Annotated in this window: 10 protein-coding genes and 2 tRNA genes; 2 read left to right on the plus strand and 10 right to left on the minus strand. The window is 38.2% G+C overall.

Annotated elements, in window-relative coordinates:
* Window positions 1–135: 135 nt before the first annotated feature.
* Window positions 136–1,692, minus strand: coding sequence for an ABC-F family ATP-binding cassette domain-containing protein (locus LEUM_RS09320; protein WP_011680464.1), 1,557 nt, complete (start codon window positions 1,690–1,692; stop codon window positions 136–138).
* Window positions 1,693–1,712: 20 nt separating this feature from the next.
* Window positions 1,713–2,666 carry a helix-turn-helix domain-containing protein gene (locus LEUM_RS09325; protein WP_010288712.1) on the minus strand — a complete coding sequence of 318 codons (954 nt, stop codon included), beginning with the start codon at window positions 2,664–2,666 and terminating at the stop codon, window positions 1,713–1,715.
* Between the two features lie 107 nt (window positions 2,667–2,773).
* Between LEUM_RS09325 and LEUM_RS09330 the strand changes: the two genes are divergently transcribed.
* Window positions 2,774–4,054 carry an MFS transporter gene (locus tag LEUM_RS09330; protein ID WP_010288714.1) on the plus strand — a complete coding sequence of 427 codons (1,281 nt, stop codon included), beginning with the start codon at window positions 2,774–2,776 and terminating at the stop codon, window positions 4,052–4,054.
* A 5-nt stretch (window positions 4,055–4,059) separates the two neighbouring features.
* Window positions 4,060–4,392 carry a lactoylglutathione lyase gene (locus tag LEUM_RS09335; protein WP_002815665.1) on the plus strand — a complete coding sequence of 111 codons (333 nt, stop codon included), beginning with the start codon at window positions 4,060–4,062 and terminating at the stop codon, window positions 4,390–4,392.
* 54 nt (window positions 4,393–4,446) lie between these two features.
* On the opposite strand, the gene adhP is transcribed toward LEUM_RS09335, so the two are convergent.
* From adhP to LEUM_RS09375, 8 genes are all read right to left on the minus strand, one after another.
* A complete protein-coding gene (gene adhP, locus LEUM_RS09340; protein WP_011680466.1) occupies window positions 4,447–5,499 on the minus strand; it encodes an alcohol dehydrogenase AdhP in 1,053 nt (350 codons plus the stop codon).
* Window positions 5,500–5,669: 170 nt separating this feature from the next.
* Window positions 5,670–6,941 (minus strand): MFS transporter, encoded by a 1,272-nt coding sequence (locus LEUM_RS09345; protein ID WP_011680467.1) that lies wholly within the window; start codon window positions 6,939–6,941, stop codon window positions 5,670–5,672.
* A 148-nt stretch (window positions 6,942–7,089) separates the two neighbouring features.
* Window positions 7,090–8,307, minus strand: coding sequence for a phosphoglycerate kinase (locus LEUM_RS09350; RefSeq protein ID WP_011680468.1), 1,218 nt, complete (start codon window positions 8,305–8,307; stop codon window positions 7,090–7,092).
* A gap of 85 nt (window positions 8,308–8,392) precedes the next feature.
* On the minus strand, window positions 8,393–9,223 hold the full coding sequence (locus LEUM_RS09355; RefSeq protein ID WP_011680469.1) for a glycosyl transferase: 831 nt from the start codon (window positions 9,221–9,223) through the stop codon (window positions 8,393–8,395).
* A complete protein-coding gene (locus LEUM_RS09360; protein ID WP_011680470.1) occupies window positions 9,220–10,665 on the minus strand; it encodes a glycosyltransferase in 1,446 nt (481 codons plus the stop codon). Before LEUM_RS09360 ends, LEUM_RS09355 begins: the two co-directional genes overlap by 4 nt.
* 79 nt (window positions 10,666–10,744) lie before the next feature.
* Window positions 10,745–10,816, minus strand: a tRNA-Gln gene (locus tag LEUM_RS09365).
* A 37-nt stretch (window positions 10,817–10,853) separates the two neighbouring features.
* A tRNA-Tyr gene (locus tag LEUM_RS09370) sits at window positions 10,854–10,936 on the minus strand.
* Window positions 10,937–11,003: 67 nt separating this feature from the next.
* The gene (locus LEUM_RS09375; protein ID WP_011680471.1) at window positions 11,004–11,888 is read right to left on the minus strand and encodes a sulfite exporter TauE/SafE family protein; all 885 of its coding nucleotides are present in this window, start codon (window positions 11,886–11,888) and stop codon (window positions 11,004–11,006) included.
* Window positions 11,889–11,977: the final 89 nt, after the last annotated feature.

An 11,977-nucleotide genomic window follows, 5' to 3' on the forward strand; every position in this document is an offset into this window, starting at 1 on the left:
TAAAAGGCCGACATACATTCACATAGAGTCCGTATCGGCTTTTTTAATTACATTCGGTCAAGCTTAACCGTCGCATATCTGGAAACACCTGCTCATCTATTACACGGGTGCACAGAAATTGTTAACTCTTTATTGTTATTCCGCTTCTTCTTTATAGCTTAATGCGGCAACGTTTAATTCTTTATCTCCTAGTCCCTTTGTAAAGCTAGTTTCGTGGGAAACAATAATCACGTTTCCTGGGAATTTGTCGATAGCTGCACGCAAAGCATTTTTTGTGCCTTCATCCAAGTGGTTTGTCGGTTCATCTAAAATCAAGAAATTACTTGGTTTCATTTCCATAATGGCCAACTTAACTTTGGTCTGTTCCCCACCAGAAAGCTGCTTCATTGGTTTTTGCGCATTTTCAGCGTTAATACCAGCAGCAGCTAACCGAGTACGTAAAGCTTTCGGCTCCAATTTAGGGAAACGATCTTGCATTTCTTGCAGTGGTGTTTTTTGATCATTGTCCCATTCTAAATCTTGATCAAAGTAATTCACAACTGCTGATGGTGAAAACTCTGCTTCACCACCAAGTGCTGGAATAACACCCAAAACAGATTTAATTAGTGTAGACTTACCAGCACCGTTAAAACCTTTGAAGACAACCTTTTGACCCGATGTCATCGAAAAGGTCACCGGCTCCAAAACAGGTGTTACATAACCAACAGAAAGTTCATTCACTGTTAGTGCGTTTGCAGACTGAGAGTTAACATAGGGAAAATTAAACTTAGCTTGCAATGCCTCTGACGGTGGATCAACTCGATCCATTCTTGCCAACATTTTTTCACGTGACTTGGCTTGTTTTGATGTTGACGCACGTGCCTTGTTTTTGGCAATAAATTTTTGCGCTTTCTCAATTTCACCTTGTTGCTTTTCATATTGACGTAACTGTTGCTCAGCTCGCTCGTCTTTTTGACGCATTGCCTTTTTAAATGAGCCACGGAACTTAGTAATTTTACCAAACGATAGGTCAATTATTGCATTGGTTACCTTATCCAGGAAGTCAAAATCATGCGAAATAATCATCGCTGATCCTTCAAAAGACTGTAGGAAATCTTCAAGCCATTCAATATGGGCCACATCTAGATAGTTTGTTGGTTCATCTAAGATAATAACGTCGTCATTTTCTAACAATAACTTAGCCAGAATGACTTTGGCACGTTGCCCACCAGACATTGATTCTAGTGCCCGAGTGCGCCCAATGGCTTCCAATCCCAATCCAGAAATCACGCGCTCAATTTTGGTGTCCACGTCATAAAATCCGGCAGCGTCTAGCTCTTCTTGCATGCGTCCGGCGCGTTCTAACAATTTATCAGATAAGCTCTCTGCATATTCATTGTACAGTTCCGTAATACGGTCTTGTTTGTCATACAAATCTTGATAAGCCGTATGCAAAAAATCAACCAGCGTCATTCCCTCAGGAATTTCTGCATACTGGTCTAGATAGCCGACCTTTAGGCCTTTTTGCCATTCGATTTTACCAGAGAGAGGTAGTTCTTGACCGGTAATGATCTTGATAAGTGTTGACTTACCAGCACCATTTTGGCCAACAATGCCCATGTGTTCTCCAGCCTGTAATTCAAATGCTGCATCTTCGTATAAAGTTTTTTCTGCGTAGGCCATTGAAAGGCCTGAAATTTCTAATAATGCCATAACTATAAGTCTACCATACTTTAAAGCAACATTGAGTATGTACGAGGTATTTTTTGCGTTTCACCCGATAAAACAGCGTCTCGTGTTTTTTCGATAACTTCTTTGGAATATTTCACTTTATCTTTTTGGTCAGTAATTTCGTAAACAGTAAGAACCGAATGAGCTAATTGATAGCCTTCTTCCACACTTCCTTGCATCATCATTAATAAACCCTTTCCAAATTTCAAACGAATTCGCTCACCAGTCCAATCTAATATAAACTGGTCAGCATCGCTCAATATTTGTTCCGATAAGGTTAACATTTCAGCTGCACCTTTAAGATCTACAAAAAGCAGTCCGTTAAAGGCTGTATAAGCAATATCTACTAATCGCTTTTTTTCTGTACGTAACTGTGTATAAAATTTTGCTCGTTTGATAGCTAAACGGCTTAAAATTAACAAGTCACTTGGAGACATACCAAAATAAAACAAAGTAAAAATATCTAATTCAATTTGTCCCCACGTTTCGGCTTGCTTTAAAAAATTAACTGCTGGTCTGACGTGTTTTTTCACAATATCAATGTCATATATTTGTAAATTCTCTTCTTCGGCAAGTGCGCCCTGTATCATTAAACCAAAATCACGTATAAAGCGTGCACTGATACCGCCACGACCTTGACGCATATCATTTGTAGCTTTCAAAATCATTGCTTCTAATTGTTTCTTTTCTTGTGGTTTCCCGGATTGAACACCCATTTCACGGAGCAACATATAAATATAATTATTGTTGGTTTCTCCACCAAGAAACAAGAATTCATCATGACTAACACCCATATCTGATAATAATTTATCTAGCCGATCCGCTGAAATACGAGTATGCCCTTTTTCAAATTTTCCAATCAGTGATCGAGATATGCTAGGCTGTTCTAAGTCAACTATTTTCAAACCCTTATCTTCTCGTAAACGTTTAAAAGTCGCACCATAATTCATTTTCATTACCCTCATTATTTAAAAAATAGAATATATTCTCTTTTTGTTGTCAAACTGACTTTACCATGTATGCTATATTTATTCAATTTATCATTAAAAAAAGGAGTTCTTATATGCGCGTTGCCAAAAATAATACAGCATTTCGAGTAATGATTACATCACAGTTCGTTAATAACTTAGGAAGCAGCTTTTTCAATATTGTTTTTTTAGTTTATGCTGCAACACTGCCAAACAAAACACTTAGTGTTACATTAGTCGCATTTACAGAAATGCTACCAACACTATTCTCCATTATTGTTGGAAACTTTGCTGATAAAACGAAGCATCACCTTCGGTCTTGGCGTATTGCTCGCCTCTCTCAATCAATAATTTTTTTGATTATTACTGTGATATTGATTTTCTTTGACGGTCAATTTTGGAGCTTTTTGATACTGTTATTATTAGTCTTTGTTTCTTCGGTAGTCGGATCTTATAGTAATTTACTAATGAAACCAGTTTCTAGATTTATTTTAAGCGATTCTGATCTGCAAGAAGCAATGAGCTTGGAGCAAACTGTCAGTGTTGCCGTCAACTTAATTGGTGGTTTTTCCGGCGTCGCTTTACTTGGCATTTTGCATCAAAATTACGCTGGATTTAGTCTTATCAATGCTGGGATGTTTGTTATTGCTTGGTCCATTATGGCGCTTAATCATCGTCAATTTTTGGAAGCCGAACAACATATTGAAGCAGAAACAAAGCCAAATACCAATACATCAATTTTTTCAGATTTAAAATCAACTTTTATTTATGTTTACAAGGATCATTTGTTTTTTCAAATTTTACTACTCGCTACCGCCATTAATTTTGTCGGCACCTCTTTTAATGGTGTTTTTAACCTGACCTTATTACATAACAAATCATTATTAATTGGTAACTTTGGGACGACCGTAGCTATTTTTGGCGCAATAAGTTCAATTGGCCTATTAACTGGATCTTTGATTATCAATGATTTTTTCAAGAAACTAACAACAAAACAATTAATTGGCATTTCTGGTATTGGTATTGTGTTAATTGCTGCTGTACCCCTTTTTTATCCAAATGGTGTTTTATGGATGCTAATCATTTTTTTATTTTCATACATTGAAGCTAAAATCAATCCAAAATTAGGAGCAATCTTAATGAAGCGAACCAATCATAATCGCTTGGCGGGTGTTTCTGGTCTAATTAATACATTCGTTATGTCGGCCACGCCACTTGGTCAAATTATTTTTCTCGGCACCGCAAACATCTATTCACCAAATATTTCTTGGTTCTTCATGGGATTTGTCGCATCACTGATTACCATTTATACAATCTTAACTCGCCAACAAGATATGGAACTGGTTGAAAAAACCAGAGAATCCGCTATACTATAATTATTATGAAACCACGTAAACTAAACATCAAAACTATTCCAGCTGCTGACATCAACCGTGCTTATCGCTTTTGGCGTGATGTATTTGATTTGCCGCAATCTGGTCACCAAAGTGGTCGGCACCTTGTGATTGATGGCGAAGATATTGTGTTTGTCACCGGCAAACCAACTGACCGCCTAGAAATGCTCGTTCGTGATCACCAAGCCGATTTGGTAAAACACTTACGTAACAATTTCATCCCAATTATTGGCGAGCCAGAAAAAAGATTTGGAAACAAAATTGCCTTATCAATACATGATTCCGAAGATAATTTAATTGTTTTAGAAGCCAATGCTTAAGATCAAAATAAAAAGCGTAAACAGCTATTATAAGTTGTTTACGCTTTTTTACTATTAAAGTGTTGTAAAATCAATGACCTTACGACCAGTAATTGAACCAGCTTTCATTTCATCAATAATTTCATTCATATCTTGGAAGGCAACTGTCTCAACAATTGGCTTAACTTTTCCTTCAGCACCAAATTGGAAAGCTTCCTTTAGGTCTGCACGTGTTCCAACCAATGAACCGCGAACTTCAATACCATCAAGGACTGTTTTAGCAATATTCAAAGCCATATCACCTTGTGGCAAAGCAACGGCTACAAGCTTGCCCATTGGACGAAGCACATTCACAGCCTGGGAGAATGCAGCATCGTTAACAGCTGTCACTTGAGCATTGTGAACGCCGCCAGTTAATTCATTCACCTTAGCTACAACATCTTCCTTCTTACGATTAACTAGTACTTCCGCTCCATTAGCTTTTGCGGCTGCTAATTTATCATCGTTTCCATCAATAACTGCAACGTGAGCACCGAAAACACTGTGTGCATATTGAACAGCCAAATTACCTAGACCACCAGCACCGTGAACTGACACCCACTCACCAGGCTTAGTTTCACCGACTTTCAAGGCTTTGTACATTGTAACACCAGCACAAGTAATTGATGTCGCTTCAACAGGGTCTAAGCCTTCTGGTACTTTAACTGCATACTTAGCATTTACAACAACTTGTTGTGACATTGCGCCATCAATTGTGTAACCAGAATTACGCACCTTACGGCAGAACGTTTCGTTTCCTGAGACACAGTAATCACAAACGCCACAAGCGTCATAGAACCAGGCAATTGAAACACGGTCACCGACTTTAAGGTAATCGCTAGCACCTTCACCTAATTTAGACACGCGTCCAACACCTTCATGTCCAATAACTCGACCAAAATTACCGTTACGTTCACCGATCTTGTTAGGGTCACCGAAATCGCCGTTAGCACAGTGCAAATCAGTGTGACAAAGGCCAACGTATTCAACATCAACCAATGCATCTCCAAATGCTAACGCACGTGGCTGCCAATCCTCGATCAAATCAACATAACCATCATTTACGTTACGAACAACTGCTGCTTTCATTTTTAACCTCTTTCTTGTATGTGAACTTATTTACAATTAATTTTACCGCTTTTTGTCATATTTGTAAAGTATTATTTACTACGCATCTCCTTCTGTTAGTGACTCGTTTCACATAAATACCCAAAAGAAAAAGAACATTATCATTAAATGTTCCTTTTAATTTTATTGAATTATTGGTCAGTATTTAATTTTTTAAATCCAGGAATTGTTAACATAAAAATTAAACTAATGACGTACATTAACGATAAACTCAGCATCACGGCTGCCACACTATAATTGTCCATAATCCAACCAATCACAACTGATGAAAAGGCACCAATAGCACGGCCAGATCCCATCAAGGTATTGGCTGCAGTTGCTCGAATTTCCGAAGGATACAATTGACTAATAACTGCGCCAAATCCACCATACATGCCGTTAGAGAAAAATCCAACTAATGCACCTAAAATTGTTAATGTCCACATATTATATGCAAATGTAAAGACATAAATCATAAGCGCTGAAGCTACTAAGAATATAGCAAACGCGCGTCGGGGACCTATGGTGTCTAGAATCGTACCAAAAGTAAGCATACCAACCGCCATACCAATAATAATAGGTATCATACCAAGATTGACGTATCCTGCTGTAATTGTTTCTGTGATACCCAATTGCTTCCGCATAATTGTTGGCAACCAGTTCATCAATCCGTAATAGCCCGATGTTTGAATAGTCAACATCACAATTAACACAAAAGAAGTATAAGCGCGTTTGGGGGTATTGGCAATCGTTTTAAAACTAAATTTCTTTTTACCAGTCTTGTAGTCAGCCTGCAGTTGCTCAAATTCAGGTGTTTCTTTTAAGTGTCGTCTCACAATGTATACAACGATTAGTGGCAAAAATCCTAACATAAACAAACCACGCCAACCAAAGAAAGGCATAATTAATGTTGCTAAAATTGCCGCGAGTATGGCACCCACTTGTCCGCCAATTGCAGTAATAGAGCTCATACGGCCTACACGACTAGCTCTAAAGCTCTCAGCAATCAATGCCATACTTACACCATACTCACCACCAGTTCCCATCCCCAGAAGGAAACGAGCTGCATAAATCGTGTGCGTGTTATCCAAAAATGCCAAGATAACTGTCGCAAAGGTCACGAGCATAATAGTATAAGACAATACTTTAACACGACCGATACGGTCAGCTAAAATACCAAACAAGAGACTTCCTAATAGTGCTCCCCAGTTTGACATTGCTGCAATAATTCCACCCTGTGCACCAGTAATGTGTAGTTCGGCAATCATAGGCGCCAATGCGAAAGATAGGAATGTTGCGTCCATATGATCCAAAGTAAACCCTAGGGTTGTTGATCCAAGAACCACCTTTTGTTCGCTGGTCATTTGAGCACCAGTCTCTACCTGATCTTGCTGCATTACGTTTTCGGACTGACTAATTGTCATATATTGTTTTCCTCCAAAATGTCTGCTCACTGGCAAACGTTATTTTGTCCGTTAATTATTAAACCATATATACAGTAATTAATCAATCAAACGTTTAACAATTTTTAAATTATTGTACAAAAAAAGCGCTCTCGCGCTATTTTTGAAATTACTTTTCCGAAATTGAAGCGATTCCAGGCAATTCCTTACCTTCAAGGTATTCAAGTGAAGCACCACCACCAGTTGAAATGTGGGTCAACTTGTCGGCAACACCCAATTGTTGTACCGCAGCAGTTGAATCACCACCACCAACGATTGTTGTACCACCATTTTCAGTCACTTTAACCAATTCTTCACCAATTGCCAAAGTACCCTTTGCAAAATTAGACATTTCGAACACACCCATAGGTCCGTTCCAAACAACAGTCTTTGCATCAGACAATGTGTCTTGCAACAACTTAACAGACTTAGGACCAATATCTAGACCCATGTAGCCGTCAGGAATACCATCTTCAGCATCAACAACTTCAGTCTTTGCATCATTTGAAAATGCGTCAGCAGCAATTGAATCAATTGGCAAAACCAACTTGTCGCCAGCTTCTGCCATCAATTCCTTAGCCAATTCAACTTTATCAGCTTCAAACAATGAATTACCAATCTTGTTACCCTTAGCAGCATCGAATGTATAGGCCATTCCACCACCAACGATAACCTTATCAGCCTTGTTCAATAATGACTTTACGATTTCAATTTTATCAGAAACCTTTGCACCACCGATAATAGCAACGAAAGGACGAACTGGGTTCGCAACAGCATCACCCAAGAACTTGATTTCTTTTTCCATCAAGAAGCCAGCAGCTGCTTGTGAAACATTTGAAGCAATACCTACGTTTGAAGCGTGGGCACGGTGAGCTGTACCAAAGGCATCGTTGATGAACAAATCATCACCCAATGATGCCCAATACTTACCCAATTCAGGATTGTTCTTTGATTCGTTTTTGACCACTTCACCATCAACAACGTCTTCAAAACGTGTGTTTTCAACCATCAAAACTTCACCATCTTGCAAAGCGTTGATTGCTGATTCTAATTCTTCACCGCGAGTTTGTGGCACGAACTTAACGTCCTTACCCAATAATTCACCCAAGCGTGCGGCAACTGGTGCTAATGACAATTCTTTCTTATCGTCTTCAGACTTAATACGTCCCAAATGAGAGAACAAAATTGCGCGACCATTGTTTTCCAAAACATACTTGATTGTTGGCAAAGCTGCCACAATACGGTTATCGTTTCCGATAACGCCTGCCTTGATAGGCACGTTGAAATCAACGCGCATCAATACTTTCTTACCTGAAAGTTCCAAATCTGAAACAGTCAATTTAGCCATGATAGCCTCCAAATTTTTATAGTTACAAGTCTATTATAAAACAAAATTTTGTCTTTGTGTTGTTCGCGTGTGAGAAACTGCACGATTAATTTCGACGGTGAACCTTTTTCATAGGCAATCCCGTCATCCGTAATTTCAAATAATTTTTTTGGTCCACCAAAATCCGTGTTATTTCATGTTGATTATCTTTTAAAATAGCGGTTAATTGACTCCAAATATCTCTTTTTTCGTTTGATAATTCGTCAAGAATTGTTAACGTTGTTCGCTTAGGTACGTAGCTCATTTCTCTTTGCAACTGCGTAACATTATAATCATTTCCAGCATATTTACTTAACGTGTTCATGATATATTTTTCAGCACTAGCATATTTTTGACCAGCAACATAAACAAAATTGCGTTTACCTTCAAAATAATAATCACTGACCACCACTTCAGGATGACCAAAATAAAAATCGGATTCTAATAACTTTCCTTCGCTAAAATATTGTTTTGCAAATAAACGTCCATCCCGTAAATAAATATCTTTATAGTCTATTTTACCATCTGAATCCTGCCAAACAACTGCCTGCACGATTCGTTTAGAATCACCAAACCAACGTACAGTTGCTAGCTGTTGCCCACGACTAACGATACTTTTAGTCCAGTCTTTGTTAATAATCAATTGCGCTTCGTTGGGCACTGGCAATTCACCCCACCAGATGCCTTTGGTTTCATCAATCTCACTTAAATAAGACTGCGCATATATATCAAACACCCTATGAGGATTTAGACCAAGTTTTTTAATGAGATGCGCTGCATCTTCATGTGGTGTAGCCAACCACAATTCATCACTATTACCGGACTTTACTTGCTCTATTTGCCAAGCAACTCCCTTTAAATTGGTTTCTGTGAGGGAATTGATAATCTCTATCTTCATATTAGCACCTCACATATCTTTTGCCACTGATCAGCGATGTTATTTGTCTGATATTCCTGTGCCTTTTTGTGAGCACCAACAGATAAGTGATCATAATTATCGAAAATACGTCGCATCGCATCAGCAAGATTGGAAATATTAGCACGCTCTTGCGCTTTGTCTCTGTCAAAATCAGCTAGACACCCATTCACTCCCTCACACACAAGCTCTTGGGCACCATATAAGTTAGCATAGGTGGCTATCGGTAAAGCGTCCCCAATGGCTTCAATATACGTTAATCCGAACCCCTCAGAATAAGAGGCTGATACAAATGCATCATATTTTTGAAAATCATGAATAATGTCTTGGCTCAAACCTTTTAAATGCACACTAAATTGCAAGTCTAATTCCGCTATTGCTCTTTGTATATTTTCTTTTTCGTTTCCTGAACCGTAGATGGCTAACGTGACATCCATCCCCTCATCGCGTAATTTTTTAATCGCTTTTATGATTTGTAGTATATTTTTTTCTGGATGTAAGCGTGAGGCGGTGACGAAATTAGCTGTACCGCCGTGCCAGCGACGTGGATTTTCTAATTTAGCTACCCCACCGACCGGTACTGCACAAATTTTATCTGCGCCTCGCATATTCATTTGAGTAAGTTGTTTTTTTATCATCTCAGCTTGCAATTCTGTAGCTGTTACGACTAAGTCCATATCATCCAGATGATCAAACATATATTGATAATAATTGTTCCATAAAGGGTGCCCACCTTGATAGGTTACTAGGTGTTCAGCATGAATCATATCCACAATTTTCAAGGGTAATCCAATGCGCTTTAATCGTACTAATGATTCTTCGCACGCTGTCCCACGATCTAAAAAATAAATATTTTTTTGAAAAATATGTTGCATTTCTATAAAAAAGAAATCAATTAATGCTTCTTTTGTTGAAAAAACATAATTTTTACCACGAAAATTACGTAGATGAATATTTGTAGCAATTTTTCCACGTGAACCACTATCTCGATAGTGCCACATTATTTCATGGATACCATTTTTTAAAATAACACGATCATCGTCAATCAAGAATAATTTTTTCGCTTCAGAATAACTTTTAGAACGAAAAATGGTCTCAGTATATTGCCCCGTCGTTTGATGCACGATAGTGCGCTGCGTGTTCGTTAAGTCCCACAAAGAGTTAGTGGAATATTCATTAATTTCCGTTAAACCAGTTTTGGCGTATCGATCTGGATCATCACTTAACAACAAATCATATAATCCGATAACTTCATTTTCTGGTAGGGACCACAATTGCATATGATGGTGTAATTGTGGCAATAAGTCAGTGAAGATAAATTTAAATTCAATCTTTTTTTCACGAAAACAGTGCGCACGATAAAACTGTGCGTGTTCAACGCCACTATTACTTTCTCCAATTGCCTTATTCACAAAAAAGTTCATAATTATCGCCTCACATTTTATCTGTTATGGATAATTATATACAAAAAAAGGAACTCTCCCAAGTTCCTTTTTATATTAGTTGCCCCTGCTGGATTCGAACCAGCGCATGTCGGTACCAAAAACCGATGCCTTACCACTTGGCGAAGGGGCAATAGCTAATTTATTTTGCCGTTAGCTTTTATCGGCAATGGGAGCGGTAGGATTCGAACCTACGAACCCGAAGGAACGGAGTTACAGTCCGTCGCGTTTAGCCAGACTTCGCTACACTCCCATATCTCAAACAACTATATTATAATACCAGAAAATCAGGCCGTTGACAATACTTTTTCATAATTTTTTTAAACATTCTTCTTCATAGAATCACGAACCAACCCAAAAATTGTCCACAAAGCTACAATAACAATTAACTTGTTTAATAAATCGACATTCATACTAGTAAAGAACTTAGCCGCAACAATCACACCTAGAACACCACCTATAGCTACTCCAGCAAACCCTCGCCATGATACCCGATCCATTTTGATTACATTTAAAGCTGTCGTAGGCATAATCAATGCTGCATCTAACATCATTACAGGGAAAGCAACAGCGGGATTAACACCCATCAAAGAGAAGAATATTAATTCTGGCGCATAATTACCCAAACCCATAGTCATCAACACACCAATACCAAAGTTGAAAACAATTCCCAAAATCAACCACCAGCCATGTAACCCATGCACACCCATTGAATTATTACTTCCTGGGGTAGTAATCATACGTACTACCATGATAATAACAGCAATTAATAACGCTACAGCCATCACACGTTGTACCGTAGGTGCGTGCCATTTTTTTGTGACATGGGTCCCGGCGTAAGCCCCAATCACTGCAGCTGTTGTCATAGGTAATAACGTTGTCAATTCAACTTTAACAGCCGTAATAAAAAATAAAGCTTGAAACATTACTGGTATCGCATGAACCGCGTTCAAGGTTCCCGGTAATTTGCGATCATCATCTATATAATGTGTCATCCGGAATGCCGCGGTTGTTGTTGCAAATGAACCAATACCCAGTGTATCTCCAAAATCTGTTATAAATCCAATCAACATGCCTAAACCAAATCGCTTAAAAATGGGTTGTCTATGGAGCAGATAAGATCTGATAACAACTATAATCATTGCTATCATCACAACAACAAGTAGTATTTGTATACTATACAGTATGAAATTTTCAGGAAACATATTTCTCTCACTTCAAAATTAGTCTTTTTTATTGTATCAAAAAAAAGCGCCCATTTTGCGCTTTTTAACTGTAACATATATTTAAAAAT

This window comes from Leuconostoc mesenteroides subsp. mesenteroides ATCC 8293, assembly GCF_000014445.1.
GTDB lineage: Bacteria > Bacillota > Bacilli > Lactobacillales > Lactobacillaceae > Leuconostoc > Leuconostoc mesenteroides.

Excerpts from the sequence above, each read along its gene's own strand:
- LEUM_RS09320 (WP_011680464.1), bottom strand. The coding sequence starts at position 1,692 with ATGGCATTATTAGAAATTTCAGGCCTTTCAATGGCCTACGCAGAAAAA.
- LEUM_RS09325 (WP_010288712.1), bottom strand. The coding sequence starts at position 2,666 with ATGAAAATGAATTATGGTGCGACTTTTAAACGTTTACGAGAAGATAAG.
- LEUM_RS09330 (WP_010288714.1), top strand. The coding sequence starts at position 2,774 with ATGCGCGTTGCCAAAAATAATACAGCATTTCGAGTAATGATTACATCA.
- LEUM_RS09335 (WP_002815665.1), top strand. The coding sequence starts at position 4,060 with ATGAAACCACGTAAACTAAACATCAAAACTATTCCAGCTGCTGACATC.
- adhP (WP_011680466.1), bottom strand. The coding sequence starts at position 5,499 with ATGAAAGCAGCAGTTGTTCGTAACGTAAATGATGGTTATGTTGATTTG.
- LEUM_RS09345 (WP_011680467.1), bottom strand. The coding sequence starts at position 6,941 with ATGACAATTAGTCAGTCCGAAAACGTAATGCAGCAAGATCAGGTAGAG.
- LEUM_RS09350 (WP_011680468.1), bottom strand. The coding sequence starts at position 8,307 with ATGGCTAAATTGACTGTTTCAGATTTGGAACTTTCAGGTAAGAAAGTA.
- LEUM_RS09355 (WP_011680469.1), bottom strand. The coding sequence starts at position 9,223 with ATGAAGATAGAGATTATCAATTCCCTCACAGAAACCAATTTAAAGGGA.
- LEUM_RS09360 (WP_011680470.1), bottom strand. The coding sequence starts at position 10,665 with ATGAACTTTTTTGTGAATAAGGCAATTGGAGAAAGTAATAGTGGCGTT.
- LEUM_RS09375 (WP_011680471.1), bottom strand. The coding sequence starts at position 11,888 with ATGTTTCCTGAAAATTTCATACTGTATAGTATACAAATACTACTTGTT.